This window comes from Deinococcus grandis (assembly GCF_001485435.1).
GTDB lineage: Bacteria > Deinococcota > Deinococci > Deinococcales > Deinococcaceae > Deinococcus > Deinococcus grandis.
In genome coordinates this window covers 2,199,003-2,225,928 of record NZ_BCMS01000001.1, presented here as the reverse complement: position 1 = coordinate 2,225,928, position 26,926 = coordinate 2,199,003, and the positions used below count along the sequence as shown (strand labels likewise).

The window sequence follows — 26,926 nt, the reverse complement described above, 5'->3', positions numbered from 1 at the left end:
CCGTGAGCCGCGACAACCGCCTGTACGCCGCGTGGGTCGTGTCCCTGATCGCCACGCTGGGCAGCCTGTACTTCAGCGAGATCCGCCACTTCAATCCGTGCGTCCTGTGCTGGTTCCAGCGCATCTGCATGTACCCGCTGGCCATCATCCTGGGCGTCGCGGCCCTGACCGGCGACCTGCACGTGCGCCGCTACGCCCTGCCTCTGGCCGGGACCGGCGTGCTGATCGCGCTGTACCAGAACCTCGAAACGTGGGGCGTCGTGCCCGTCCTGCGCGCCTGCACCGCCGACCCCAGCGCGTCGTGCGGCACCCCCTGGCCCGTGTGGGGCATGAACTCCCCGCTGAACACCGTCCTGACCATCCCGGTCCTGAGCATGATCGCCTTCACGCTCATCATCGGCCTGCTGAGCTGGCGGCGAAACCGCACGATCTGAGGAAGCCGGGGAGTAGGGAGTGGGAGGGACCGGATTGCTCGTTCTGTCGCCCGCACGGATCGGGGCGGAGGAGAGGACCTATCCACTCCCCACAACCCACTTCCCCTCCTACACCGGGCGGCCCGCCATCATGAACGACGCGGTCATGCCGCCGTCTACCGGTACGATAGCGCCGGTCATGAACGCGGCGTCCTCGCTGCCCAGGAAGTACACGACCTGCGCGACCTCGCGGGGTGTGCCCAGGCGGCGCAGGGCGTGCAGGTCCTCGTAGTCCCGGCGGGTCTGCTCGGGGTCGTCACTCTCGGTGATGCTCTGCAGGACCGCCTCGGTGCTGATCGCACCGGGCGCGACGGCGTTCACGCGTAGCCCGTGTGGCGCGAGGTCCAGCGCCATCGCGCGGGTCAGGTTCACGAGGCCGCCCTTGCTGGCGTTGTACGCCGCGTTGCCCTGCTCGGCGAACAGGCCCTGCACGCTCGCCACGTTCACCACGGCCGCGCCGCGCGGCAGCAGATCCACCAGCGCCCGCGTGAGCAGCAGCGGGGCGGTCAGGTTCACGTTCAGGGTGCGGGCCCAGCCGCGCTCGCTGACGTCCAGCACGCTGCCGTGCGCGCCCTGGAACGCCGCGTTGTTCACGAGGACCTGCACGCCGCCCATCTCGCGCGCCGCCCGGACGATCCGTTCCCGTCCGGCGGCGGTACTCACGTCCGCCTTCACGCGCCGCTGGCCGCGCAGGTTCGGCGGGAGGCTCAGGTCGGCACTCAGGACCCGCCAGCCCCGTTCCGCGTACAGTTCCGCGATCGCCCGGCCGATCCCGCGCGCCGCGCCCGTCACCACCACCCCATTCGAAGCGTCTGTCATGCCCCCAGTGTCACGGACACCCGCCCGCAGGGCGCGGAGGCATAAGGCAAGCTCAATGGGGGAGTGGGTTGTGGGAAGTAGGGAGTGGGACAAGAGCAGGGCCCGCCGACTGCGTTTGCGTCGGCGGGCCCTTCAGGGCGAGGTGGGCATTGGGGCGGAGGTCGGCAACCGACCCACTCCCCACAACCCACTCCCTACTCCCGGTTTATTTCCGGCTGGCTTCGATCAGCGCGGGGACGATCTCGTTGATGTCGCCCACGATGCCGTAGTCCGCGACCTTGAAGATGGGTGCTTCGGCGTCCTTGTTGATGGCGATGATGTTCTTGCTCTTGCCCATGCCGCTCAGGTGCTGCACGGCGCCGCTGACGCCCAGGGCGATGTACGCCTTGGGCTGCACGGTCTTGCCGGTCTGGCCGACCTGTTCGGCGTAGGGGCGCCACCCGGCGTCCACGACGGCGCGCGTGGCACCCACGCCCGCGCCGAGGTTGTCCGCGAGGGCCTCGACGTACCGGCTGAAGTTCTCGGGGCTGCCCACGCCACGGCCACCGGTGACGATCACGTCGGCTTCGGTCAGGGCGACGCGGCTGCTCTTCTCGACGCTCTTGCCGGTCACCTCGACGCGGGGGGCGGGCAGGGTGAGTTCGACGTCGTACTGCTCACCGGCCGCGGCGGCGGGGGCGGCGGGCGCGAACGAGCCGGGTTTGACGGTCACGACGACCAGCCCGTCGGCCTCGACCGTCTCGGTCACGCGGGCGAGGTACGTGTAGCGCTGCGCCTGGAGGGCCGCGCCGTTGCTGCTCAGCTTGGTGGCGTCCTCGAGGTACGCGGCGTCCAGCTTCACGGCCACGCGGGGGGCGTACTCGCGGCCGGAGCGGCTGCCGCCGATGATGACGACTGAAGCCTCGCCTTCCTGCGCGATCTGCGTGGTGGCGGCGGCCCAGACCTCGGCGTTGTAGGTGGCCAGGCCGGGCAGGTCGGCGACGAGCACCTGATCGGCGACGGCGGCGGCCTCGGTGGCGACCGCGGCGACGTTCTGGCCCAGCACGAGCAGGGTGATGGGGCCTTCGCGGCCCCCACCGGCCAGCACGTCGCGGGCGGCGGTGACCATTTCCAGGGTGGCTTTCGCCAGTTTCCCGGCGGTGTGTTCAGCGACGATCAGAATCATGCGATCACCTTGGCTTCGTTGCGAAGCAGGTCGAGAAGCTGCTGGGCGGCGGCCTGGGCGTCCTTGCCGTCGATCATGGTGTTCAGGCGGGCGCGGGTCTGGATCTCGGCGTTCACGGTGCGGACCTTGCCCGTCAGGCCGTAGGTCGCGGGGTCGTCCTTGCGGAGTTCCTTCTTCTTGGCCTTCATGATGTTCGGCAGAGTGGGGTAGCGGGGTTCGTTGAGGCCCTGCTGGGTGGTCACCACGGCCGGGAGGGTCGCGCGGAAGCTCTCGTTGCCGTCGTCCACGTCGTGGCGGCCGGTCAGGGTGTCACCGTCGAGTTTCAGTTCGTTCGTCCAGGTGAGCTGGGGCCAGCCGAGGCGTTCGGCGCTGGCGGCGCCGAGGGCCTGGGAGTCCCAGTCGGCTTCCTGGCCGCCCGCGAGGATCAGGGTGGCGTTCTCGGCCTGGGCGACCTGCGCGACGACGCGGCTGAGGGTCACGGCGTCGAACTTCTCGTCGGTCTCGACGTGAATGGCGCGGTCGACGCCCATGGCCAGGGCGGTGCGCAGGGCGTCCTCGTTGCGTTTGGGGCCGATGGCGAGCGCGATGATCTGCTCAATGGGCGCGCCGCTCTCGCGCAGGCGCAGGGCTTCCTCCACGCCGTACTCGTCCATCCCGTCGATGACGAGGGTGGCGCCGTCGAGGTCGACCTGCTGGGCGTTGATCTTGACGCGCGCTTCGGCGTCGGGCACTTGGCGGACTAGGGTCAGGATGTTCATGGGGCCTCCGGGGAGTGTGCACTCACGGCTGGTGCGATGCGGCGGGTGATGCCGGTCGCCCCAGCATGCCAAATTGGACTGAGTTCAAGTTTAGCAGATCGGGACGCCCCACCCGCAAGTCACCCACACGCGCCTTTCAGGTCACCAGTCCGGCCCGCCTTCTCATGTTCAACACCAGACCTTCATGCTCGCAGGCGTCTTAATCTTCAGTCACGCAGCTCGGGGAACCCTCTCACGATCAGGCCCGACGCTACCACTCATGAAGAAGCTGCTGCCCATGACCCTGCTGACCATCGCCGCCACCACCGCCACCGCGGGCGCCCAGAGCCTCAGTGGCGTCGAACTCGGCCTCACCGGCGGGTACGCCGGCGGCCTCAGCGGTGAGTTCTTCGTGCACGCCCCCAACGTCGCCGGTCCCGTCGGCGTCAAGGCCGGGGTGTCCTACACCCGCGCCGCCGACGCCATTAACGATAACAACGACGGGACTGCGCCCGGACCTGCGGATGGAACAGGCCCATTCACTTTTGGCGATCTCAAACAGAATATCGGTGCGACCGAATACGGCAGCTATACGAGTGTCTCGCTGGACGGTACATATGACCTGGGTGAACTCAGCCCCGGCGTGGACGCTACCTTCTACGGCGGCGGCCGTTACGGCATGTTCCGCTCGGTTGAGGACTACGGCAGCGACGGCAACGTCACCTACACCAGCAACGCCTTCGGCCTGGGTGCTGGGGTCATGGTCAGCTACGCCCTGACCGGCGGCCTGAGCCTCGTGGGTGACCTGGGCGTCGACCACTACTTCAAGTCAAGCATAACCACCGGCGGCAGCAATACCAACGCGGCCGGTACCTACGCTCCGGGCTCAGCCGATTACGCCGCGTATGATGATCGCTTCGTGCGCCCCGGCACCGTCTTCAAGGCCCGCATCGGCGTGAAGACCAGCTTCTAACCTGCGTCATCCGGACCGGCCTCCCGCGTGGGGGCCGGTCTTTGCTTTCCCAGGTGCTGGCGCAGCACCTCGAAGGCGGCGACCGTCCGGGGGAAGCCCAGGTACGGCACGCACATCATCAGCGCGCCGCGCAGCTCGGCCTCGGTCGCCCCGGCGTTCAGCGCGCCGCGCAGGTGCGTACGCAGCTCCGGCGGGCTGCCCAGCGACACCAGCAGCGCGCACGCGATGAGTTCCTTGGTCTTCAGGTCCAGGTCGGGCCGGTCGTACACCGTGTCGTACGCGAAGTCGCGGATGTACCCGCCCAGGTCGGGGTCCAGGTCGTCCAGGCGCCGCTGGATGCGGTCCTGCTGCGAACCGAAGATCACGTCACGGGCGCGGGGTGTGGGGTCGTCGCTCACGCTGACCAGGGTAGCCCGCGCGCCGGGAAAGAAGACCGTCAGGACGCTCGCGCTACAGTCCCGGGTGTGGGACAGATGTGCGCAGATCGTAAGGTTTCCCCAGCCTTCCGCCGGGGGGCGGCGCTACCCTACACTCAGGCTGTCACCACGCACGTTCCCTCCGCGCCCCTCTCCGCTGCGACAGCCGACCTGTCCCTGTCACCGCTCACTGCGCCCCTGCCGCGCTTTCCCTAGGGGGTTCCCATGAACCGATACGACGACCGCGCCCGCCTCGTGTTCCACTACGCCCGCGAGGAAGGCAACCGCCTGGGTCACGCCATGGTCGGCCCCGAGCACCTGCTGCTGGGCCTGATGCGCGAGGGCGGCACCGCCGCGAGCATCCTCGGGGAGTTCGGCGCGTCCCTGGACGGCCTGCGCCGCCGCGTCGAGGAGATCATCGGCCGCGGCGAGGGCAACCGCCTGAACGACGCGCCCAGCATCACGCCCCGCGCCCGCCGCGTCATGGAGCTCGCCAGCAGCGAGGCCCGCGCCCTGGGCGCCCAGGTGACGAGCACCGAGCACATCCTGCTGGGCATCATCCGCGAGGGTGACGGCGTGGCCTTCCGCATCCTGCAGGAACTCACCAAGGACGTGGACACCATCCGCTGGCGCATCCTGGCGCAGGGTGAGGGCGCGGGCAGCAAACCCGCCAAGCCGGTCGCCACGCCGTTCCTCGACGAGTATGGCCGCGACCTGACGAAGTGGGCGCGCGAGGGCAAACTCGACCCCGTGATCGGGCGCAGCGAGGAGATCCGCCGCGTCACGCAGATCCTCACGCGCCGCACGAAGAACAACCCGGTGCTGATCGGGGACCCCGGCGTCGGCAAGACTGCCATCGTCGAGGGGTTGGCGCTCGCCATCCACGAGAAGCGCACCCCGCCCAACCTCCACAACGTCCGGCTGGTCAGCCTGGACCTCAGCGGCGTCGTGGCGGGCACCAAGTACCGTGGGGAGTTCGAGGAGCGCCTGCGGCAGATCATCGAGGAGCTGCGCAACGCGAAGGTCATGGCCTTCATCGACGAGCTGCACACTCTGGTCGGTGCGGGCGGCGCCGAGGGGACGCTGGACGCCGCGAACATCCTCAAACCCGCCCTGAGCCGCGGGGAGATCCAGGTGATCGGCGCGACCACCACTGGCGAGTACCACCGCTACATCGAGAAGGACGCCGCCCTGGAACGCCGCTTCCAGCCGGTCATCGTGCTCGAACCCAGCCCCGCCGAGACGCTGCAGATCCTGCGCGGCCTGAAACCGAAGTATGAGGAACACCACGGCGTGCAGATCCCCGAACAGGCGCTGGAACTCGCCGTGCGCATCGGCGAGCGGAGCCTCCCGGGCCGGAACTTCCCGGACAAGGCCATTGACCTGATCGACGAGGCCGCCAGCCGCGTCCGCCTGAACATGAGTGTCGGCCTGCCCGTCGCGGAGACCGAGGACGGCGAACCGTACGTGACCCGCGAGGACATCGAGAGCGTCATCAACTCCATGGGCGGCATCTACTCCGAGGAAACGGCCGCGCAACTGGTCGACCTGGAACAGCAGTTGCAGGATCAGGTGTACGGCCAGCCGGACGCGATCCGCGCGCTGAGTTCCGCGCTGCGCCGCGCCCGCGTGGGCCTGGGCGGCCGCACCCGCGTCGCCGCGAGCTTCCTGTTCGTCGGGTCCAGTGGCGTCGGCAAGACCCACCTCGCCAAGGCGCTGGCCCGCACGCTGTTCGGCAGTGAACGCAGCCTGATCCGCATGGACATGAGCGAATTCCAGGAAAGCCACTCGGTCAGCAAACTGATCGGCTCGCCCCCCGGCTACGTCGGCTTCGAGCAGGGCGGCCGCCTGACGGAAGCCGTGCGCCGCCAGCCGTTCAGCGTGATCCTCCTCGACGAGATCGAGAAGGCCCACCCGGACGTGTACAACACCTTCCTGCAGGTCCTCGACGACGGCCGCCTGACCGACGGTCTGGGCCGCACCGTGGACTTCCGCCGCACGATCATCATCATGACCAGCAACACCGGCTTCAACGTGAACCCCACCGTGGGCTTCAGCCCCGTCACGCCGGACAATAACCAGCCGCTGCGGCACATCTTCACGCCGGAATTCCTCGACCGCCTGGACGAGGTCATCCGCTTCAAGAGCCTCGGCGAGGAGGAACTCGTGCGGGTCGCGCAGCAGCTCATGGGCGAGATGCGCGAGGAACTCGCCAGCCGCGAACTGACCGTCACCTTCGACCCCGCCATCGCCGCGTGGCTGGTCGGCAAACTCAAGTCCCGCAGCCCCAAGCACGCCGTCGGCAGCAGCCGGCAGCTGCGCACCCTGGTCCGCGAGGAGATCGAGGACCCCCTGGCCCTTGAACTCGCCAGCAACCACGGCGAGGAAGTCCGCGTCGTGCTCGGCCAGGACGGCATCCAGTTCGAGAAGGGCGAGGAAGCCGCCACCCGTCAGATCCTCGCGTAACCTCCATCTTGAAGGGGCCACGGCATTCGCTGTGGCCCCTCCTTCTACGGATTCCGTTTGTTTCGCCAACAATCCGGAACTTCACCGGATTGCCGGCTCCACGTCCGGAACCCGTGTTGCTCCTTCTCGCGTCCGCTCGGATTGAATGGTCTTTGCAGCCCATTCAATCGGAGTCCGTATTATTCACTTCCGGCAGGTGAGGTCCACGCGGAAGGCGGGGTCCGGGGTGGTCCACGGCAGTCCCGACTTCACGTTCCCGGCGCGGAGGTACACGAGTTTCGTGGGGGTGCCGCTGCCGGGCACCTGCGCCTTCACGGCGTACGTCGCGGCGGGCAGCACGGCGCGGTTGTGGTCCCAGCCGTCGCGGTTCGGGGCGACGCTCTCGACGCTGCTGGTCGTGCCGTCCGCGAAGGCGAGGTTCACGTTCGTGAGGCCGAAGCCGGTGCCGGTCAGGTCGAGGCTCTGCTCGGTGGCGTTGCGGAGTTCGGCGGTGATCTCGAATCCGGGGCGGTTGTTGTACGTGCTGGGCACGGCCCGGATGTCCGTCACGCGGAAGCGCCACACGCCGTTGAACAGCGTCTCGCCCAGGCAGCCGCTCACGGCCGCCACCTGATTCTGCCCGCCGGCACCCGCCGGGAGGTTCAGGTCCACCCGCCCGCCGGTCACGGTGACGTTCAGCCCGGCGGCCTTCAGCGCGGCCACCGGGACGTACGTGGTGCCGTTCACGCTGATGGCGTTCGCGGCGGCCCGCCCGTTGATGAAGAAGCGGACGCTGGTGGTGGCGGCCACCGCGACGCCCAGCAGCGCGGCGGCGGACAGGGACAGGACGGTCAGGGAACGGGCGGTGGGGGCACGCTGGGTCATGGGGACTCTCCTTTCCCGCGTCTGGGCGGGCATGGGGGCAGTGTGCGCGGCGGGGCATGATCGGGCCGTGATCACGCGCGCGGGGGGTGATATGGACTCCGGTTGAAAGGTTTGCAATAACTTTCAACCCGAGCGGAGCGAGCAGGAGAAAAACGGGTTCCGGGCGTGGAGTTGGCAACCCGGCGCCCTTCCGGGTTGTTAACGAAACAGACGGAATCCGTATGAGTCCATCGTTCCCTGCGTGGGCCGGGCGCGTCAATGCGGCCGCCGGGAACCATCAGTGGGCCGCGCGTCCGGTAGCATGGCGGGATGACGAAGAGCATTCTCGATTTCCAGGACGAACACGGCCGCATCACCGGGTGGCCCAGCGACCGCCGCCGCGCGCACCAGCTCGCCATCCTCGACTACCTGACCGGGCTGTTCGAACCCGGCGTGTCCTACGACCAGGGGCAGGCCGAGCAGATCCTCGCCGACCACAGCACCCTGGAAGACCCCAGCTTCCTGCTGACCGAACTCGTGGACGGCGATTACCTCGCCACGCAGGACGGGACCTACTGGCGGGCGGACGGCCGCCCCGGCGCGCGTGGCTAAAGCCCGCACCACCTACGTCTGCAGCAGCTGCGGGTACACTAGCGCCAAACCGCTGGGCCGCTGCCCGAACTGCCAGGCGTGGAACTCCTTCGAGGAAGAGGTGCCCGCCGTCACGACCGCCGCGCGCGGCGGGGCGTACGGGGGCATCACGGGCGGCCGTCTCACGCCGCTGTCCGGGGTCGGGCGCCGCGAGGAGCCCCGCACCCCGAGCGGCATTCCGGAACTCGACCGGGTGCTGGGTGGCGGGCTGGTCGCCGGGGGCGTCACGCTGATCGGCGGGGAGCCCGGCATCGGCAAGAGCACCCTGCTGCTTCAGGTCGCGGACAAGGTCGCGGCGGGGGGCGGCACGGTGCTGTACGTGGCGGGCGAGGAATCCCTGGAGCAGATCCGCCTGCGCGCCGACCGACTGGGCGTGCGGGCCGAGATCCAGCTGACCCGTGACACCCGCGCCGAACACGTCGCGGCGCTGATGGCCGAGCATAAGCCCGCGCTGTGCATCGTGGACTCCATCCAGACCGTGACGGTCGAGGGGGACGGCGCGCCGGGCGGCGTGGCGCAGGTCCGCGACGGCACTGCCCTGCTGACCCGCGCCGCGAAGGAGACTGGGACCGCCACCGTCCTCGTGGGGCACGTCACGAAGGATGGCACGGTCGCCGGGCCGAAAGTCATGGAGCACATCGTGGACACCACCGTCTTCCTGGAGACGGTCGGGTCGTACCGCCTGCTGCGCAGCGTGAAGAACCGCTTCGGGCAGGCCGGTGAACTCGGCGTGTTCGAGATGCGCGGCGAGGGCCTGATCGCCGTGGAGAACCCGTCGGCGGCGTTCCTGGCCGAGCGGCCCGTCGGGGTGCCCGGCAGCGTCGTCGCCGCCACCATCGACGGGCAGCGCCCCATGCTGCTGGAGGTGCAGGCGCTCGCCAGCAAGACGCCGTACCCGAACGCCCGCCGGGTCGTGGTGGGCCTCGACGCCCGCCGCGTGGACGTCGTCCTGGCCGTGCTGGAACGCCGCCTGGACCTGACGCTGGGCGGCCTGGACGTGTACGTGAACCTCGCGGGCGGCCTGAAAGTGCCCGATCCGGGCCTGGACCTCGCGGTGGCCCTGGCGGTGTACTCCGCCGTGGTGGGCCGCGCCCTGCCGGACAGCGTCGCCGTGTTTGGCGAGGTCGGCCTGGCGGGCGAGGTGCGCTCCACCGTCGCCTCCATCCGCCGCGCCGAGGAGGCCCGCCGCGCCGGGTACACCCGCCTGATCGTCCCGCCCGGCCTGGACGGCCACCCCAACGGCGTGAAGAGCGTCGAGGAGGCGGTGGCGCAGGTCTGGGGCGGCGCCCCGGCGTCCGGCCGGAAACCCCGCGCCGCTGCCGAACGTACCTGACGGTATGACTGCCCCAATTTTCGTCGCGCCGCCCACCTCGCCCGTCTGGTTCCGGGCGCTGGTGTGGCTGGCGCCCCTGCTCCTGATCGTGACTGCCTGGATCCCGGACGAGAGCGCCGAGAAGCCCCTGCCGGTGGCGGGCAGCGTGGCCCTGACCCTGCTGGGTGTGGGGCTGGCCGCCCTGTTCGTGCAGCTGCCCCGGCGGCTCTCGTACACCCTGACCGACACGGGCCTGCGTGTCAGCCGCTTCTCCGGCACCTTCGAGTGGCCGTACCGCGAACTGCGCATGCGCCGCACCGACGGCGGGCTGGGCCTGAAGATGGGCGGGGTGGGCCTGCCCGGCTACCACACCGGGACCTACACCTTCACGGGGGCCGGGTACCAGAATGTGCAGGCCATCGCGTCCAATACGCGCGGCGGCCTGATCGTCGAGCGGGGCGGTACCCCGTACTACCTGACGCCTGCCGACCCCGACGCCTTCGCGCAGGCGCTCGCCGCGCGGGGCGTGCCCGTGCTGGACTGAACCGCACTCCTGAGTGCACGTCACATGAATGGGGGTCGCACCTGCCGGGGGACGGTGGGTGCGACCCTCGGGGCATGACGAGAGGGGCCGCCGACCACGACCACGCCGGGCACGATCATGACCACATGCACGGGCACAACGAGCCTGGGCACGCCGGGCAGGGCTATGGCGGGCACGACCACAACCACGGCGCGAACGCGAACGCGCGGCAGCTGACCCTCGCCCTGCTGCTGACGGGCGGGTTCCTGATCGTGGAGGTCGTGTACGCGGTCCTGTCCGGCAGTCTGGCGCTGCTGAGCGACGCAGGGCACATGCTGACCGACGCGGCGGCGCTGGCCCTGTCGCTGCTGGCCCTCCGGGTGGGCGCGCGGCCCGCCGACGCCCGGCGCACCTTCGGGTACCGCCGGGCAGAGGTGCTGGCCGCCGCCCTGAACGCCGGGGCGCTGTTCGCCGTGGGGATCTACGTGCTGGTCGAGGCCGCGCGCCGCTTCGCGCAGCCGGTCGAGGTGCAGGCCACCCCCATGCTGATCGTCGCGGTGCTGGGCCTGATCGTGAACCTGATCAGCGCCCGCATCCTGGCCGGAGGGCAGGGCGAGAGCCTGAACATGCGCTCGGCGTACCTGGAAGTCATGGGGGACCTGCTGGGCAGCGTCGCCGTGATCGTCGGCGCGCTGCTGATCCGCTTCACCGGCTGGACGTGGGTGGACCCGCTGCTCGGCGCGGGCATCGGCCTGTGGGTGCTGCCCCGCACCTGGGCGCTGCTGCGCGCCAGCGTGAACGTCCTGCTGGAGGGCGTCCCGCGCGGCCTGGACCTGAATGCCCTGCGTGCCGAACTGCGCGCCCTGCCCGGCGTGGACGACGTTCACGACCTGCACGTCTGGAGCGTGACGGGCGGCGTGAACAACCTGACGGCGCATCTGGTCGCCCCGACGGCAGGCGACACCCTCCTGCGCGAGGTGGAGGAGGTCGCCGCCCGCTTCGGCATCGCGCACAGCACCGTGCAGATCGAAGGGCCGGACGCCCACGCGACCGGTGGGGCGGCGCTGCACCCCTGAGCGAATGGGGGAGAGGGGCAGGGCGTCAAGAAGTCGAAAGGTCAAAGGGTCTGAGAGCGACTAGCCACACTGCTTTTTTCTCAGACTCTCTGACCTTTGGACACTTGGACACTGGGTCGCGCGCCCGGGCGGCCCTGGTGAGCACCTATATGCCTTGACAGGAATATTCCGTCGGTGGCATAATCTGCCTACAACAGAATGCACCAGAAGGAGGTCACGCGCCACTTGAACCACCACACCTTCACCGCCCTGGCCGACCCGCACCGCTTCCAGATCGTCGAACTACTGCGCGAACGGCCTCACAGCGTCGGCGAGATCGCCGACCGGCTCGGCCTGCGCCAGCCGCAGACGTCCAAGCACCTGCGCGTCCTCACGGACGCCGGACTGGTCCACATGGAACCCCAGGCCAACCGCCGCATCGCCCACCTGCGCCCCACGCCCTTTCGTGACCTCGACGAGTGGCTGACCCGCTACCGCCCCCTCTGGGAGGAGCGACTGGACCGGCTGGACGACTACCTGCGCTCCCTCCCACCCGAAGACCCCGCACCCGACCCAGATGAACCCGGAGGTTCCCCATGACGCACGCTGCCCTCGACCACCGCATCGAAGACGCACGGACCCTCGTGCTGGAACGCACCTTCGCCGCCACGCCTGACCGCGTCTTCGCGGCGTTCACGCAGGCCGAGCACCTGAAGCACTGGTGGGGGCCGCGCGGCTGGACCCTCACGCACTGCACCGTTGACCTGCGCCCCGGCGGCCGCTGGCACTACTGCATGACCTGCACCGACCCCGCACAGGGCGACTTCCACGGCATGAACAGCTGGGGCCTGGGCGTGTACGAGCGCATCGAGGCTCCCACCCGCCTGACCTACACCGACCACTTCAGCGACGAGCACGGCGCCATCAACGACCAGATGCCCGCCACGCTGGCCGACCTGACCTTCGAGGCCGTTCCCGGCGGCACGCGCGTCACCAGCCGCTCCACGTACGTCCGCCCGGAGGACCTGCAGGCCGTCATGGACATGGGGATGCTGCAGGGCATCAGCGAGACGTGGGACCGCCTCGCCGAACACCTCTCCTGACCAGACACCTCTCCTGACCGGATCTGGCCCGACCGTCACGCCCCGGGCGCGGCGAGGGCCAGGAAGTTCCGGACGATCACCGACCGCTCCACCCGCTGCGACGCCAGGGACAGCGTCACGCGCGGCCCCCCGCCCAGCAGGTCGCGGTACACGCAGCCGCGCAGGTGCAGGTGCCGCATCGCGGCCGGCACCAGCGACACGCCCAGGCCCGCCGCCACCAGACTGACCACCGACATCATCTGCGGGGCGGTCTGCCCGGGCCGCGCCTCGAACCCCGCCGCGCGGCACGCGGCCAGCACCGCGTCATGCAGCGCCGGACCCACCGCGCGCGGCGTGAGGATGAACGGATCGTCCCGCAGCGCCTCCAGCGCAATGCGGTCGGCGTTCGCCGCCGGGTGATCCTCGGGGAGCACCGCGACCAGTTCACTGCACGCCACCTCGGTCACGCGGAACTCCTGCGCGTAGTCCGGGGTGGCGCGCACGAACGCCGCGTCCAGCACGTGCGCGCGCAGGTCCGCGACGAGCGCCTCGGTGTTCTTCTCGGTCAGGGTCAGGCTGACCTGCGGGTACGTGCGCCGGAACGCGCGGATCACGTCCTGCACCGCCGGGTCGATCCCCGCCGCGCCCGTGAAGCCCACCCGCAGCGCGCCCGTCTCGCCCCGCGCGGCCCGCCCGGTCTCGACGGCGGCGCGGTCCAGCTGCGCGGGAATGCCCGCCACCTCGGCCTGGAAAGCGCGGCCCGCCTCGGTCAGCTCCACGCCGCGGGGCGTCCGGTGAAACAGCGCCGCGCCCAGTTCGCGTTCCAGCGCGCGGATCTGCCCACTCAGGGGCGGCTGCGCCATGCCCAGCCGCGCGGCGGCCCGCGTCACGTTTCCCTCCTCCGCGACCGTCAGGAAGTACCGCACCTGCCGCAACTCCATACGCGCAGCATATGGCCATGCCCAGCCGCGCGTATTAGACGTCTGACCGGGCGGAGCCTACAGTCGGGGGCATGACCGTCCTGAGCCCCGCCCACCCCGCCCCGACCCTGACGGGCGAGCCGGTGCGGCGCGGCACGCCCGAGTACCGCCGGATCGGCGCGGCGCTGTTCCTGACGGGCTTCAGCGCGTTCTCACTGGTGTACTGCGTGCAGCCCCTGCTGACCGAATTCACCCGCGCGTTCCACGTCACGCCCGCCCAGAGTGCCCTGAGCATGTCCCTGACGACCGGCGCGCTCGCCCTGTCCATCCTGATCATGAGTGCCGTCGCGGACTCCTTCAGCCGCCGCCGCGTCATGCTGACCTCCCTGCTCGCCGCCGCGCTCCTGAACGGACTGGCCGCGCTGGCCCCCACCTGGACCCTGCTGCTCCTGTGCCGCGCCCTGGAAGGCCTCGCCCTCGGCGGGGTGCCCGCCGTCGCCATGGCGTACCTCGCCGAGGAAATCCACCCCCGCGACCTGGGCGCCGCCATGGGGCAGTACGTGGGCGGCACCGCGTTCGGCGGCATGATGGGCCGCGTCTGCATCGGCCTGCTGGGTGACGTCACCTCCTGGCACGCCGCACTGCTCGTCATGGCCGGCGCGGGCCTGCTCAGCGCCGCCGGATTCGCTCTGCTGCTTCCCCCCTCACGCGGTTTCCAGCCGCGCCCCGCCGCGCCCGCCCAAGAGCACCTGCGCCGCTGGGCCGCTCACCTGCGCACCCCCGGCCTGGGCGCCCTGTTCACCCTGGGGTTCCTGAACCTGGGCGTCATGGTCGCCGCGTTCAACTACCTCGGCTTCCGCCTGCACGCCCCGCCCTACGCCCTGAGCGCCGCCGCGATCAGCCTGATCTTCCTGACGTACCTGCTCGGCTCCGCCGCCTCCGGCTGGGGCGGACGCACGGCCGACCGCCGGGGCCGCCGCCCCCTGCTGACCACTGGGCTGACCATCAGCAGCGCCGGACTCGCCCTGACGCTCCTGCCCCCCCTGCCCGTGATCATCCTGGGCATCACGCTGATCACCGTCGGCTTCTTCATCACGCACGCCGTCGCCAGCAGCAGCGTCGGCCAGCTCGCCCGGCGCGACAAGGGCCACGCCAGCGCCCTGTACCTCCTCGCCTACTACGCCGGCAGCAGCGTCATCGGCGTCCTCGGCGGACTCGCCTGGGCCGCCGGAGGCTGGCCGCTCCTCGTCGCCCTGTGCGCGGCCCTGCTCGGCCTGGGCCTGACCCTCACCCGGCAGATCCCCCGCCGCTGACCACCACGACAGGGAAGAGGGGCCGGGTCTGCGTGACCCGGCCCCTCCAGCGTGCTGTGTTCAGTTCAGCGCGCCGGTCTGGAAGGTGAAGTTCGTGCCGTTGTAGTCGACGGTCAGGCTGCTGCTGTCGGGCACGTTCCCCTGGAGGATCTCGCGGGCCAGGGGTGTCTCGATCTCGCGGCTGATGGCGCGCTTGAGGGGGCGGGCGCCGAAGGCCGGGTCGTACCCGATCTGCGCCAGTCGGTCCTTCGCGGCGCCGGTCAGGTGCAGGCTGACGCGGCGTTCGGCGAGGCGGCGGATCAGGCCGCGCATCTGGATATCCACGATGCGGTGGAGGTCGGCGGCGGTCAGCGCGTCGAACACGATGATGTCGTCCACGCGGTTCAGGAATTCCGGGCGGAAGTGGCCCTGCAATTCGCCCATGACGGCGTCGCGGATCTCGCTGGCGTCCTCGCCGCGGTGCTGCATCTCCAGGATCAAGGGACTGCCGATGTTGCTCGTCAGGATGATTAGGGTGTTGCGGAAGTCCACGGTGCGGCCCTGCCCGTCGGTCAGGCGGCCGTCGTCAAGGACCTGCAGCAGCACGTTGAACACGTCCGGGTGGGCCTTCTCGATCTCGTCGAACAGCAGCACGGCGTAGGGGCGGCGGCGGACGGCCTCGGTCAGCTGGCCACCCTCCTCGAAGCCGACGTAGCCGGGAGGCGCGCCGATCAGGCGGGCGACGGTGTGCTTTTCCATGTACTCGCTCATGTCGATGCGGACCATGGCGTCCTGACTGTCGAACAGGAACTCCGCGAGGGCCTTGGCCAGCTCGGTTTTACCCACGCCGGTCGGCCCGAGGAACATGAAGCTGCCCAGCGGGCGGTTCGGGTCGCTCAGCCCCGCGCGGCTGCGGCGGATGGCGTCCGCGACGCTCACGATGGCGCGGTCCTGCCCGATCACGCGCCCATGCAGCTGCTCTTCCAGCTTCAGGAGCTTCTCGCGTTCACCTTCCATCAGCTTGTTCACGGGAATCCCGGTCCAGCGGCTCACGACGGACGCGATGTCCTCCTCGGTCACCTGGGTGTGCGCGAACTCGGCGCCCTTGAGCTTGCGCTCCAGCTCCTGCACCTCTTTTTCCAGCTGCGGCAGGCGGCCGTACTCCAGTTCGGCGGCGCGTTGCAGGTCGTAGTCGCGCTTGGCCTTCTCGATGTCGGTGCGCACCTGATCCAGCGATTCGCGTTTCTCGCGCAGCGCGGCGACCTCGTGACGCTCGCCCTCCCAGCGGGCGCGGACGTCGGCCAGCTCGTCGGTGATGCCCTTCAGGGCACCCTCGATGTCCAGCAGGCGGTTCTGGCTGTCCTGATCCTTCTCCCGCTTCAGAGCCTCGCGTTCGATCTCCAGCTGGAGCTTGCGGCGTTCGAGCTGGTCGATGCGCTCGGGGCTCGACTCCAGCGCCATGCGCAGCCGGGCGGCGGACTCGTCGATCAGGTCGATGGCCTTGTCCGGCAGCTGCCGGTCCGTGATGTAGCGGTGCGAGAGCTGCGCAGCGGCGACCAGGGCCGGGTCGGTGATCTCCACGTTGTGGTGCACCTGATAGCGCTCCTTGATGCCGCGCAGGATCGAGATGGTGTCCTCCACGCTGGGTTCGTCCACGAACACCGGCTGGAAACGGCGTTCCAGGGCGGGGTCCTTCTCGATCTCGCGGTACTCGCTGAGGGTCGTCGCGCCGATCAGGTGCAGTTCACCGCGTGCCAGGGCGGGTTTGAGCATGTTGCCCGCGTCGGGGCTGCCCTCGGTCTTGCCCGCGCCGACGATGGTGTGGATCTCGTCCACGAACAGGATGACCTCGCCCGCCGAGCCGATCACCTCGTCGATGACGCCCTTGAGGCGTTCCTCGAACTCCCCGCGGAACTTCGCGCCCGCCAGCAGGCTGCCCATCTCCAGGCTGACGATGCGCTTGTTCTTCAGCCCGTCGGGCACGTCGCCCTTCACGATGCGGATCGCGAGCCCCTCGGCGATGGCGGTCTTGCCCACGCCGGGTTCGCCGATCAGCACGGGGTTGTTCTTCGTGCGGCGCAGGAGGATCTGCATGGCGCGGCGGATCTCCTCGTCGCGGCCGATGACGGGGTCGAACTTGCCGTCGCGGGCGCGCTGCGTGAGGTCGGTGCCGTACTTGGCGAGGGCGTCGAACTGCTGTTCACTGGTCTTGGTCGTCACGGTCTTTCCTTTGCGCTGCTCGTTCACGGCGCGGTTCAGGTCGATTTCGGTGGGCAGCCCCTTGCCGCGGTACTCGCCGCGCAGAGCGAGCAGGAGGGCGTCGGCCGCCACGAACGAGTCGCCCAGCTGCCCGGCCAGCGTGTCGGCCTTCTGAAAGGCGCGGGCCAGCGCGGGGTCGAGGTACAGCTGACCCTCGCCGCCCTGCACGCGCGGCAGCTTGGCCAGTTCGGCGTCCAGTGCGGCGCGAACCCCCGTCAGGTCGCCACCCGCCAGGGTCAGGGCGCGCGCGGCGGTGTCGTTGTCGGTCAGGGTGCGCAGCAGGTGCGTGGGGGTGAGGTTCTGGTGCCCGCTCTGCTGCGCGAGCGTCTGCGCCTGCTGCACGGCCTGGGTGGTGGCTTCGGTGAAGCGTTCAGGGTTCAAGGGTGGGCCTCCGTGGGGTGAGGATCGTGGAGTTCAATCTCCCACCATTCTGAAACTTGAGTGCGGTCATGTCAAGTTTATTGCGGCTTAAGAATGGTGCTGTGGCTCCCGTCCCGCACGCAACGCCCCTGCAACGCCCCCCGGCGCACACTCCCCTCAGCCCAGCACCACACAGGAGGACCGACCATGACCCGCACCCTCAGCACGCTGCTCCTCGCCACCCTGACCCTTGCGGCCGTCAGTACTGCCTCCGCGCAGAAGACTACCCTCACCATCGGCGGTCAGCCCACCACCCTCGACACCGTCAAGGTCGGCGGCCGCACCTACGTCGCCCTGGATCAGCTGCAGAAGGCCCTGACCGCCGCGGGCGGCAGCATCCAGCTCGGCGCGGCGGAAGGCTGCCTGAACGAATGGCTGTTCAACGGCACCTGGCGCCTGCGCGTCACCGCCGTCAAGTACGTCCCGGATGCCGGGAACGGCAACTCCTACGGCTGGGTCGTCACCACCGAATTCCGCAACGGCGGCAAGCAGCTCCTGAACCTGTCCAATACCGGCATCGAGAAGGGCGTCAGCCTCGCCCTGAAAGACGGCACCACCAAGGAACTCGGCCTGAGCGGCATCGCCTCCGCGTTCAGGACCGGCACCGACCTGCCACCCGGCGCGGGCCTCGTCATGGACCTCCCGTTCTCCTGGCAGGGCGGCACGCCCACCAACGAGCAGCTCCAGGCCAACCCACCGGTCAAACTGATCGTCCCGGTGGACGTCACGGCTCTGCGTCGCGGCGGCAGCACCCTGTACAAGACCGTCAACTATGTCAAGGACCCCAGCTTCCGCGTGAACCTCACCTGCAAGAAGTGAACTCCGCCCGCGTGGACGGAAGCCGAACGCCCCGATGAACCTCACGGGGACCACGTCCCGCTGACGAGTTCCATCATGCCGGTCCCCGCAGCGGGCGCGGCGGCCCACGTGCCCGTCACCTCGATGGGTCCCTCCCAGTACGCGATCCGGGTGGAGCGGCTCAGGAGCTCCTGCTCACGCCGCACCGCCCGCACGCTCAGGTCGAACTCGTCCGACACCAGCCGCCAGCCCAGCGTGTAGGGCCGCCCGGTGGGGCTGGTCCACACCTCGCCCGGCTCGGCGCGCAGGCCCGAGACGGCCCGCACGCGCCCGTCCGGTTCCACCACGCTGCCGATCAGCTGCGCCACCGATCCGTCCGGGCGGCGCACGCGGTACACCATCAGGTCCCGCCCACCGTCCAGGTGCACGCTGAACCAGTCCCACAGCGCCGACCGGCCCGGAATCTGGTTGCCCCACTGGTGATCCAGCCACGCCTGCCCCCTCACCGCGCGCCCGTTCACGGTGCCCGCCAGGTCCAGCCGCGTGATCCCCTGGTAGAACAGCACGCCCGTATCGGCGCTGCCGCTGAACCCCGGCGGGTGCAGCACCGGCCCCTTCACCGGGGTCAGCGTCAGGTCCAGCGGCCCGGCCTTCAGGCTCAGCGGCGCGGTCGGCTCCGGCCCCGCCTGCGTCAGCGTCCACGCGCCCTGCCGCACCCGCAGTGGGGGAGAGGCCACCTCGCCCGACCCGGCGGTCTGCTCCAGGAACGTCAGCTGCCCCGTGCGCAGGTCCGTGACCGCCACGTGCGAGATCATCAGTGGCACCGGCACGCGGCTGTCCTGCACCCGGAACTGCGCCCAGTGCAGCGCCAGCCCCTCCGCGGGCAGGTACGCGCTCACGTACCACCACTCCATCGGATTCGCATGCGCCCCGAAATCCGTGGCAGGAGGCAGCTGGGCCGGGTTCACGACCGTCTGCACCGGCGCGCAACCGCTCAGGAGGAGGGCCGCCAGCACCGGAATGACCTTGAGACGCATCGGCACCCAGCCTAACCGACCGGGCGTTCACCTGATGCCGCAGATGGCGGATGGCGGATGGACGCGAACACCACTGCCTCCTTCCCACTCCCCACCGCCTCCCGAACAACGAACCGACCCCCCAGTCTCCCGGAGGGTCGGCCCGTGGAGCGCGGGGTTACTCGTCGCCGAGGTACGCCTTGCGGACGCTCTCGTCCTGCGCGATATCGGCGGCGTTCCCGGAGAGTTTGATCTCGCCGGTCTGCAGCACGTACGCGCGGTGCGCGATCTGCAGGGCCATGTTCGCGTTCTGCTCGACCAGCAGCACGGTCGTGCCGCGCTCCCTGTTCAGCTTCACGATGATGTCGAAGATGGCCTCAACGAACAGCGGGGACAGGCCCATGCTGGGTTCATCCAGCAGCAGGAGTCTCGGCGCGACCATCAGCGCGCGGGCGATGGCGAGCATCTGCTGCTCTCCGCCGGACATCGTGCCGCCCAGCTGATGCTCGCGTTCCTTCAGGCGCGGGAAGAACCCGAAGCCCTCCTGGATGCGGCTCTCGATCAGCGCGCGGTCGGTGACGGTGTACGCGCCCACGTCGAGGTTCTCGCGGACGGTCATGTCCTTGAAGATCCGGCGGCCCTCGGGCACGTGGCTGATGCCCTTCTGCATGATGTGGTGCGCGGGAATCCCGGCGATGGTCTGCCCCTCGAAGGTCATGCTGCCGGTGCGGGGTTTCATCATGCCGCTGATGGTGCGCAGCGTGGTGGTCTTCCCGGCGCCGTTCCCGCCGATCAGGGCGACGATCTCACCCTCGTTGACGGTCATGCTGATGCCCTTCAGGGCGTGGATGTGGTCGTAGTACGTGTGGACATTGTCGAGTTCCAGCATGGGCTTAGGCATGGGGGCGTTCTTCCTTCCCGTAGTCGCCGGCGGCGGCGCCGCGGCCCAGGTACGCTTCCATCACGCGCGGGTCGTTCCGCACCTGATGCGGTTTCCCCTCGGCGATCTTCGTGCCGTAATCCAGCACGGTGATGTGCTCGGACAGGGTCATCACGAGGCGCATGTCGTGCTCGATCAGGCACACCGTCACGCCCAGCTCGTCACGCACGCGGCGGATCAGGGCCTTGAGGTCCTCGGTCTCGCGGGGGTTCATCCCGGCGGCCGGTTCGTCCAGCAGGATCAGTTTCGGCGTGGTCGCCAGCGCGCGGGCGATCTCCAGCTTGCGCTGATCCCCGTACGGGAGGTTGGTGGCCAGTTCGCTCCGCCACTTGCCCAGGCCCACGAAGTCCAGCATGATCCGCGCGGCGTCCCGGGCCTCCTGCTCGCCGTCATGGAATTTCTTGGTGCGCAGCACGGCGTCCAGGAAGCCGCTCTTCAGGCGGCTGTGGCGGCCCACCATGATGTTCTCCTCGCTGGTCATGGTGGAGAACAGGCGGATGTTCTGGAATGTGCGCGCGATCCCGGCTTCCGTCACCTGATCGGGCCGCAGGCCCACGAGTTCACGCCCGGCCAGGCGGATGGTGCCCCTGGTGGGTTCGTAGATGCCGGTGATCATGTTGAAGAAGGTGGTCTTCCCGGCGCCGTTCGGGCCGATCACGCTGACGATGCTGCGTTCGGGGATGCTCATGGTCACGTCGTTCACGGCCGTCAGACCGCCGAAGACCTTCGTGACGCCCGCCACTTCGAGGATGTTGCCGCTCACCTGCTGCCCCCTGCCTTGTCGTCTTCCTTGGCCGGGGCGTACCCGGCGCTGTACACGTCGCCCGTGGCTGTGCCGAGCGCGCCCGCGTTGCCCTGGGCACTCTCGTCTTCCTGGTTGTCGTCGTGGTGCAGTTCCAGCTGTCGCCTGCGGTTGGGCAGCAGGCCCTCGGGCCGCAGGAGCATCATGGCGACCAGGATCGCGCCGAAGATCAGGCGCTGCAGCTGGCCGGGGTTGGCCTGCTGCGGAATCCAGGAGATGTTCGCGGTCGCCTCGCCCAGGCCGGGCAGGATGCGCAGGTTCAGCAGGGTCACGACCGCCGCGCCCAGGATCACGCCGGGGAAGGACCCCATGCCGCCCAGGATGACCATGGACAGGATCGCGATGCTCTGGTTCAGCACGAAGCTCTCGGGGCTGATGAACTGCTGCTTCGCGGCGAAGATCATGCCCATGACCCCGGCGAAGCTCGCGCCGGTCGCGAAGGCGATCAGCTTGGTCTGCATCAGCGGCACGCCCATGGCCTGCGCGGCGACCTCGTCGTCACGGATGGCGATCCACGCGCGGCCGATACGGCTCCTGTCCAGGCGGACGTTCACGGTCAGGATCAGGCCGATCATGACGAGCACCAGGGCGTACAGGAACAGCAGGTAGTACTGGTCCGGTGCGAAGCCCAGGGCGCCCGCCGCCGCGTCGAACCACGGCACCGAGGCGCTCTTGATGGGCGTGATGCCCTGCGAGCCCGCCGAGTACAGGTCGAGGTTGTTCGCCAGCACGCGGATCACTTCGCCGAGGCCCAGCGTGATGATCGCCAGGTAGTCGCCCTTGAGTTTCAGCACGGGCAGACCGATCAGGACGCCCACGGCGGCCGCGGCGAAGATGCTCAGCGCCAGGAACAGCCAGAAGAACCCGGCGTTCAGGCCGTTCGCCAGACCGTCCGCCTGCGGCGCGAGCAGCACCAGTAGGGCGCGCACGGTCAGGATGACGCCCGCCACCACGCCGACGCTGGCCAGACGGAAGCTCCAGGTGGTCGCGGCGGTCGGGGCGGTGCGGGCGGTCAGGCGGCTGATGTACAGCATGCTCGCGGCCGTCACGGCGGTCAGCACCAGCCCGATGGCGAGTGTGCCGGCGTTCGTGCCGCCCGGGTTCTCCCCGAAGTACTTCAGGATCTCCGCGAAGCGCGGGCTGCCCACGATGCCCCAGGTGTACGCGCCGACCGCGAAGAAGGCCACGTAGCCCAGGTCGAGCAGGCCCGCGAGGCCCACCACGATGTTCAGGCCGAGTGCCAGCGCGGCGAAGATCATGATCTGGATGCTCAGGTCGAGCAGGCTGGTGTCCTCGCGGCCCGCGGCGGGCAGGACGAATAGCAGGCTGCCGGCGCCCACCAGGGCGCGGGCCCACGGCGCGGCCTTCCACAGGTACGCGAAGAGGATGTTCGCCAGGAACAGGCTGACCATCAGGGCTTCCACGATGGGGTTTTTCAGCGCGGTGCCGACCGGGCCCATCTGGCCCAGCAGGTCGCCGTTGTGCGAGACGAGCAGGAACGCGCTGGTCACGATGAAGAACAGCACCAGCAGGATCGTGCGGTCCGGCGTGACTTTGGGAGACTTGAGGGCGGCGGTCATACTTTCTCCACGTTGCTCTTGCCGAGCAGACCGGTGGGTTTGAAGATCAGGATCAGCACCAGCGCGATGAACGCACCCAGTTTGCTGTACGAGTCGTCGATCACGGCGAGATTCTTGATGCCCAGCAGTTCACCGAACACGTTGGACACGCCGATCAGTTTCTCCAGCACGCCCAGCAGCAGGCCGCCCAGCACCGCGCCGGGAATCGAGCCGATACCGCCCAGCACGGCGGCCGTGAAGGCGGTCACGCCGGGAATGAAGCCGCTGTAGGCGTTGACCGTGCCGAACTTCATGCCGAACAGCACGCCGCTGATGCCGCCCAGCGCCCCGCCGATCAGGAAGGTGGCGCTGATCATGCGGTTGCCGTCGATGCCCATCAGTCCGGCGGTCACGCGGTCCTGCGCGACGGCGCGGATGGCCTTGCCCATGCGGGTGCGGTTCACGATGTAGTTCAGCACCGCGAGGCTCAGCAGCGACACGACGATCAGGATGACGTCCTTGAGTTGCAGGCTCACGCCGATGCCGGTCAGGAACTTCCCGAGGGGCGCGCAGCTGCTCTCGGGGCCGCAGAACGCCGAGGAGAACCCGGTGGGCAGGGTGTACGTCAGGTCGAAGCGGCCCTGGAAGCCCTCGATGACGCGCAGGACGTCCTGGAGGATCAGGGACACGCCGATGGCGGTGATCAGCGGCACCAGTTTCGGCGCGCCGCGCAGGGGGCGGTAGGCGAGACGTTCGATGATCACGTTCAGCAGGCCCGAGATGGTCATGGCGGCCAGCAGCGCGATCAGGAGTTTCAGGTACCCGTTCATGTTCACGGGGGCCAGGACGCGGAAGACTTCGAAGCCGACGACGGCTCCGGTGACGAACACTTCGCTGTGCGCGAAGTTGATGAGCTGGAGCACGCCGTACACCATGGTGTAACCCAGGGCGATGATGGCGTACACGAAGCCCAGCACGAGCCCGCCGACGATCACGTTCGCCAGGAAGGGCAGCAGAGTGGACAGTTCCAAGGCAGCTCAACTCCTTTCGTGGGGTGGGGGCGCAGATCCCGGCAGAGACGGGGCGGGGGTGGGGCAGCGCCGCAGGAGGCGGAAATACGGGGGGTGGACGTCACGGGTCGTGCCCGTGATGGTCTAGCTGTGCAAGGGGTCAGTTTTGCGTCAGTTATCCCGGATGGTAATGCATTTCACGAAGAGACGCGGGTGTGCTGTCCGGCCCCGCCGATCAAACAGGCGTTTGAATCAAGGCAAGAGGCCGGGCGCGCGGCCCGGCCCCAGGATGGTACGGGGAGGTGAATTGCCCCGCGGCAGGTGCGTCTATACACACCTGCCCGGCAGGATTACTGCTTGACGGGCTTGACGGGAATACTGGTGCTGAGCTTGAACTTCCCGGCGGTGACGTTCATCACGTACAGGGTCGCGGCCTTGCGGTCACCGGCGGAGTTGAAGCTCACGTTGCCGGACAGCAGGCCCGTGAAGCTGCCCTTGCGGATGGCGCTCTCGACCTGGGCGCGGCTGGGGGCCTTGTTGCCGTTGGCGCGCACGGCGTTCAGCACGCCCTGCACGACGACCTTGGCGGCGTCGTAGCCGAAGGCGCCGAAGCCCTGGGCGTCGTCGTTGAAGGTCTTCTTGTAGTTGGTGGCGAACACCTTCGCGGCGGGCAGCGCGCTCAGGGGCGCGGCGACGGTCGTGAAGTAGATGTTGTTCGCGTTGGCCTCGCCGACGATCACGGGCAGCTCGCCGCTGTCCAGGCCGTCGCCGCCGACCACGGGGGTCTGCACGCCGGCTTCACGCAGCTGCTTGATGAACACGCCCACCTGGTTGTAGATGCCGCCGAAGTAGATGGCGTCGGGGTTGGCGAGCTTGATCTTGGCGACGATGCTGGAGAAGTCGCTCTTCTCCTCGGTGCCTTCGTTGGCGCTGACGGTCACGCCCTTGGCCTTCAGGGCCTTCTCGACTTCCTTGGCCAGACCTTCGCCGTAGGCGGTCTTGTCGTTCAGGACGTAGACCTTCTTGGCCTTCAGGGTGCCGCTGATGAAGTTGGCGCCGGCGGGGCCCTGCGCGTCGTCACGGGCGACGATGCGGTTCATGTTGCTCAGGCCGCGGTCGGTCACGCCGTTGGCGGTGTTGGCGGGGGAGACCATGGCGACCTTGCTGGAGACCAGCGCGGCGCTGGCGGGGATGGCCACGCCGCTGTTCAGGGTGCCGACGACCGCGAGGATCTGGCGGTCAGCGGCGATCTTGCGGGCGGCGGCGGTGCCGGTGGCGGGGTCGGCCTGGTCGTCGTAGGGCACGAGGACGAGGTCGAAGCCGAGTTTCTTGAACTGGGCCTTGTACTCGTTGACGGCCAGCTGGGCGCCGTTGCGGATCTGGGTGCCCAGGTCGCTCTGGCCGCCGGACAGCGGGCTGAGGCTGGCGATCTTGATGGTCGTCTGCGCGGAGGCGGTGCCCAGGGCGAGGGCGGCGAGAACGGTCAGGCTGAGCGCGGATTTCTTCATGTGTCCTCCGGATATGGGTCACCCTCAGGCCACGCTGGGCCCGGGGTTAGGTGTAGAGATGCCGCAATTCTAGGGTCGCCTTGATGGTCTGTCAATGCGTTGCTCATGAATGAACTTGAAATCTTTCCCGGAAATCCACGCCCACCTGTCTATATCATTGCTGAAAAGGTGGTCAAAATAGCAATCCGATTGCGCTTTCTTGAAAGTCGCGTGAGAGAAACAGCATGACCCGGCCAGTGCGGCGCAAGCCACTACCCCCCCCATCACGGTCCCTACCGCCCGCACGCTGCCCCCCTGCCGGGCCGCCGCGCCCGCCGCCTATCCTCGGGGGACCATGACCCCATCCCGCCGGACCGCCGCCACCACCCCGGTCCTCCTCGCCAGGACACTGCCCAGACCGATGCTGCCCACACTGACGCTGCCCACACCGATGCTGGCCACACCGATGCTGCCCACACTGACGCTGGCCGCCCTGACGCTGACCACCAGCCCCCCCAGCCACGCGCAGACCCACCCGGCCGCCGTCACCGCGGGGGGCGCGGTGGGTGCGCGGGCGTACGTCCTGCCCGACCCGCTGTACCCCACGCTGGGTCAACCCGGACTGGACGTCCAGCACTACGACGTGCGCCTGACCGTCCCTGCCCCCGGCACCCCCGACCTGCGCAGCGACACCACCCTCAGCGTCCGCGCGGACCGTGACCTGAACGACGTCCGGCTCGACTACAGCGGCCCGCGCGTCCTGAACGTCACCTGGAACGGCCAGCCCGTCCCGTACCGCCACACCACCGGGCAGGACATCACCCCCGACAAGCTGATCGTCCAGCGTGCCCTCCCCGCAGGCCGGGACGCCCGCATCCGCGTCACCGCCGCCGGACCCGCCGGGGGCGTCCCCGACCCCACCCTGAACATCACGCTGGGCTGGCAGAGCGTGCCCGCCACCCCCACCCAGCCCGGCGCGAACTTCACGTTCAGCGAACCCGACGGCACCCACAGCCTCATCCCCTGCAACGACCACCCCTCCGACCCGGCCACGTTCACCACCACCCTCACCTTCCCGCGCGGCGTCACCGCTGTCGCCAGCGGCAGCCGACTCACCGACCGCGCCCACCTGAACGGCACGCACAGCGTCACCTTCACCCTGACCACCCCCGTCCCCACCTACGCGCTGGGCATCGGCGTCGGCACGCTCGACACCGCCGCCCGCCCCGCCGTGGAGACCGCCGGGCAGCGCGTCACGCTGACCGACTACTTCCCCACCAGCGTCCCCGACACCATCCGAGCCCCCTACGCCCGCACCGGCGACATCCTGACCACCCTGAGCGGCTGGTTCGGTCCGTACCCCTTCGGCACGTACGGTTCGGTCGTCGTCACGCCCGACCTCCCCGCGCTGGAAACCGCCACCCTGAGCACCATGCCGGTCCGGTCCAGCCGCGAACGCGTCATCGTGCACGAGATCGCCCACCAGTGGTTCGGGAACGCCGTCCCGCTGGCCAGCTGGACCGACACCTGGCTGAACGAGGGCTTCGCCACCTACGCCGAACTCCTGTGGACACAGGCGCAGGGCCAGGACACAGCCCCGCTCCTGCGCGGCTGGCGCGACCGCCTGCGCCCCGGCACCCGCCCCCTGACCGCCACCACCCGCACCCAGATGTTCGACGCCACCGCCTACGCCAGAGGCGCCCTGGCCCTGCACGCCCTGCGCACCCAGGTCGGCGACGACGCCTTCCGCACCTTCCTGCACACCTACACCCGCACCCGCGCCGGACAGCCCACCCGCCCACAGGACCTGCTGCACCTGACCCGCACGGTCCTCGGCCCACAGGCCGCCGACCTGCTGAACACCTGGATCACGCAGCCCGACCTGCCCTGACCCGCGCACTTCACCAA

25 protein-coding genes are annotated in these 26,926 nt (G+C 69.3%); 12 read left to right on the top strand and 13 right to left on the bottom strand.

From position 1 onward, the window contains the following. Nucleotides 1-2: 2 nt before the first annotated feature. Entirely contained in the window at nt 3-434 is a 432-nt protein-coding gene (locus DEIGR_RS10890) for a disulfide bond formation protein B (protein WP_058977192.1), read from the top strand. A gap of 108 nt (nt 435-542) precedes the next feature. Here DEIGR_RS10890 and DEIGR_RS10885 read toward each other — a convergent pair whose 3' ends face one another. The 3 genes from DEIGR_RS10885 to DEIGR_RS10875 all read right to left on the bottom strand — a co-directional run bounded on the left by DEIGR_RS10885 (nt 543) and on the right by DEIGR_RS10875 (nt 3,215). Next, entirely contained in the window at nt 543-1,292 is a 750-nt protein-coding gene (locus DEIGR_RS10885; protein ID WP_058977190.1) for an SDR family NAD(P)-dependent oxidoreductase, read from the bottom strand. 205 nt (nt 1,293-1,497) lie between these two features. Continuing rightward, a complete protein-coding gene (locus DEIGR_RS10880) occupies nt 1,498-2,457 on the bottom strand; it encodes an electron transfer flavoprotein subunit alpha/FixB family protein (protein ID WP_058977188.1) in 960 nt (319 codons plus the stop codon). Then, nucleotides 2,454-3,215: an electron transfer flavoprotein subunit beta/FixA family protein gene (locus tag DEIGR_RS10875; RefSeq protein ID WP_058977186.1), complete on the bottom strand. Its 762-nt coding sequence runs from the start codon at nt 3,213-3,215 to the stop codon at nt 2,454-2,456. The genes DEIGR_RS10880 and DEIGR_RS10875 overlap by 4 nt, the downstream gene beginning before the upstream one ends. 259 nt (nt 3,216-3,474) lie before the next feature. On the opposite strand from DEIGR_RS10875, the gene DEIGR_RS10870 reads away from it, so the two are divergent. After that, a complete protein-coding gene (locus DEIGR_RS10870) occupies nt 3,475-4,167 on the top strand; it encodes a hypothetical protein (protein WP_058977184.1) in 693 nt (230 codons plus the stop codon). Here DEIGR_RS10870 and DEIGR_RS10865 read toward each other — a convergent pair. Further along, entirely contained in the window at nt 4,164-4,565 is a 402-nt protein-coding gene (locus DEIGR_RS10865) for a carboxymuconolactone decarboxylase family protein (RefSeq protein ID WP_058977182.1), read from the bottom strand. The two genes, DEIGR_RS10870 and DEIGR_RS10865, sit on opposite strands and share 4 nt — an antisense overlap. Before the next feature lie 243 nt (nt 4,566-4,808). Here DEIGR_RS10865 and DEIGR_RS10860 point away from each other — a divergent pair, with 243 nt between their 5' ends. Beyond that, nucleotides 4,809-7,049, top strand: a complete 2,241-nt coding sequence (locus DEIGR_RS10860) for an ATP-dependent Clp protease ATP-binding subunit (RefSeq protein ID WP_046844541.1) — start codon at nt 4,809-4,811, stop codon at nt 7,047-7,049. Nucleotides 7,050-7,232: 183 nt separating this feature from the next. On the opposite strand, the gene DEIGR_RS10855 is transcribed toward DEIGR_RS10860, so the two are convergent. After that, entirely contained in the window at nt 7,233-7,913 is a 681-nt protein-coding gene (locus DEIGR_RS10855) for a hypothetical protein (protein WP_058977180.1), read from the bottom strand. A 309-nt stretch (nt 7,914-8,222) separates the two neighbouring features. On the opposite strand from DEIGR_RS10855, the gene DEIGR_RS10850 reads away from it, so the two are divergent. The 6 genes from DEIGR_RS10850 (at nt 8,223) to DEIGR_RS10825 (ending at nt 12,536) form a co-directional block, all read left to right on the top strand. Next, on the top strand, nt 8,223-8,504 hold the full coding sequence (locus DEIGR_RS10850) for a DUF2087 domain-containing protein (RefSeq protein WP_058977178.1): 282 nt from the start codon (nt 8,223-8,225) through the stop codon (nt 8,502-8,504). Continuing rightward, nucleotides 8,497-9,876 (top strand): DNA repair protein RadA, encoded by a 1,380-nt coding sequence (radA, locus tag DEIGR_RS10845; RefSeq protein WP_058977176.1) that lies wholly within the window; start codon nt 8,497-8,499, stop codon nt 9,874-9,876. Before DEIGR_RS10850 ends, radA begins: the two co-directional genes overlap by 8 nt. Nucleotides 9,877-9,880: 4 nt before the next feature. Beyond that, the gene (locus tag DEIGR_RS10840) at nt 9,881-10,399 is read left to right on the top strand and encodes a PH domain-containing protein (RefSeq protein ID WP_058977174.1); all 519 of its coding nucleotides are present in this window, start codon (nt 9,881-9,883) and stop codon (nt 10,397-10,399) included. A 125-nt stretch (nt 10,400-10,524) separates the two neighbouring features. Continuing rightward, nucleotides 10,525-11,454, top strand: a complete 930-nt coding sequence (locus DEIGR_RS10835) for a cation diffusion facilitator family transporter (RefSeq protein ID WP_058977173.1) — start codon at nt 10,525-10,527, stop codon at nt 11,452-11,454. Nucleotides 11,455-11,679: 225 nt separating this feature from the next. Continuing rightward, nucleotides 11,680-12,033: an ArsR/SmtB family transcription factor gene (locus DEIGR_RS10830; RefSeq protein ID WP_236704724.1), complete on the top strand. Its 354-nt coding sequence runs from the start codon at nt 11,680-11,682 to the stop codon at nt 12,031-12,033. Further along, on the top strand, nt 12,030-12,536 hold the full coding sequence (locus DEIGR_RS10825; RefSeq protein ID WP_058977168.1) for an SRPBCC family protein: 507 nt from the start codon (nt 12,030-12,032) through the stop codon (nt 12,534-12,536). The genes DEIGR_RS10830 and DEIGR_RS10825 overlap by 4 nt, the downstream gene beginning before the upstream one ends. Before the next feature lie 35 nt (nt 12,537-12,571). On the opposite strand, the gene DEIGR_RS10820 is transcribed toward DEIGR_RS10825, so the two are convergent. Beyond that, complete coding sequence (locus DEIGR_RS10820; protein ID WP_058977166.1) at nt 12,572-13,456, bottom strand: LysR family transcriptional regulator; 885 nt, start codon at nt 13,454-13,456, stop codon at nt 12,572-12,574. A gap of 71 nt (nt 13,457-13,527) precedes the next feature. Between DEIGR_RS10820 and DEIGR_RS10815 the strand changes: the two genes are divergently transcribed. Beyond that, entirely contained in the window at nt 13,528-14,748 is a 1,221-nt protein-coding gene (locus tag DEIGR_RS10815; RefSeq protein WP_058977164.1) for an MFS transporter, read from the top strand. 60 nt (nt 14,749-14,808) lie between these two features. Here the strand turns inward: DEIGR_RS10815 and clpB are convergent, their stop codons facing one another. After that, nucleotides 14,809-17,367, bottom strand: a complete 2,559-nt coding sequence (clpB, locus tag DEIGR_RS10810) for an ATP-dependent chaperone ClpB (RefSeq protein ID WP_058977162.1) — start codon at nt 17,365-17,367, stop codon at nt 14,809-14,811. A 186-nt stretch (nt 17,368-17,553) separates the two neighbouring features. Between clpB and DEIGR_RS10805 the strand changes: the two genes are divergently transcribed. Then, on the top strand, nt 17,554-18,225 hold the full coding sequence (locus DEIGR_RS10805; protein ID WP_058977160.1) for a hypothetical protein: 672 nt from the start codon (nt 17,554-17,556) through the stop codon (nt 18,223-18,225). A 41-nt stretch (nt 18,226-18,266) separates the two neighbouring features. Here the strand turns inward: DEIGR_RS10805 and DEIGR_RS10800 are convergent, their stop codons facing one another. From DEIGR_RS10800 to DEIGR_RS10775, 6 genes are all read right to left on the bottom strand, one after another. Next, nucleotides 18,267-19,241, bottom strand: a complete 975-nt coding sequence (locus tag DEIGR_RS10800; RefSeq protein WP_058977158.1) for a lipocalin family protein — start codon at nt 19,239-19,241, stop codon at nt 18,267-18,269. Nucleotides 19,242-19,398: 157 nt separating this feature from the next. After that, the gene (locus tag DEIGR_RS10795) at nt 19,399-20,121 is read right to left on the bottom strand and encodes an ABC transporter ATP-binding protein (RefSeq protein WP_153013708.1); all 723 of its coding nucleotides are present in this window, start codon (nt 20,119-20,121) and stop codon (nt 19,399-19,401) included. Next, nucleotides 20,114-20,923, bottom strand: coding sequence for an ABC transporter ATP-binding protein (locus DEIGR_RS10790; RefSeq protein WP_153013707.1), 810 nt, complete (start codon nt 20,921-20,923; stop codon nt 20,114-20,116). The genes DEIGR_RS10795 and DEIGR_RS10790 overlap by 8 nt, the downstream gene beginning before the upstream one ends. Beyond that, a complete protein-coding gene (locus DEIGR_RS10785) occupies nt 20,920-22,542 on the bottom strand; it encodes an ABC transporter permease subunit (RefSeq protein ID WP_058977154.1) in 1,623 nt (540 codons plus the stop codon). The genes DEIGR_RS10790 and DEIGR_RS10785 overlap by 4 nt, the downstream gene beginning before the upstream one ends. Next, nucleotides 22,539-23,552, bottom strand: coding sequence for a branched-chain amino acid ABC transporter permease (locus DEIGR_RS10780; protein WP_058977152.1), 1,014 nt, complete (start codon nt 23,550-23,552; stop codon nt 22,539-22,541). The genes DEIGR_RS10785 and DEIGR_RS10780 overlap by 4 nt, the downstream gene beginning before the upstream one ends. Nucleotides 23,553-23,881: 329 nt before the next feature. Next, the gene (locus tag DEIGR_RS10775; RefSeq protein ID WP_058977151.1) at nt 23,882-25,039 is read right to left on the bottom strand and encodes a branched-chain amino acid ABC transporter substrate-binding protein; all 1,158 of its coding nucleotides are present in this window, start codon (nt 25,037-25,039) and stop codon (nt 23,882-23,884) included. A gap of 334 nt (nt 25,040-25,373) precedes the next feature. On the opposite strand from DEIGR_RS10775, the gene DEIGR_RS10770 reads away from it, so the two are divergent. Continuing rightward, complete coding sequence (locus tag DEIGR_RS10770) at nt 25,374-26,909, top strand: M1 family metallopeptidase (RefSeq protein WP_083524016.1); 1,536 nt, start codon at nt 25,374-25,376, stop codon at nt 26,907-26,909. Nucleotides 26,910-26,926 lie beyond the last annotated feature (17 nt).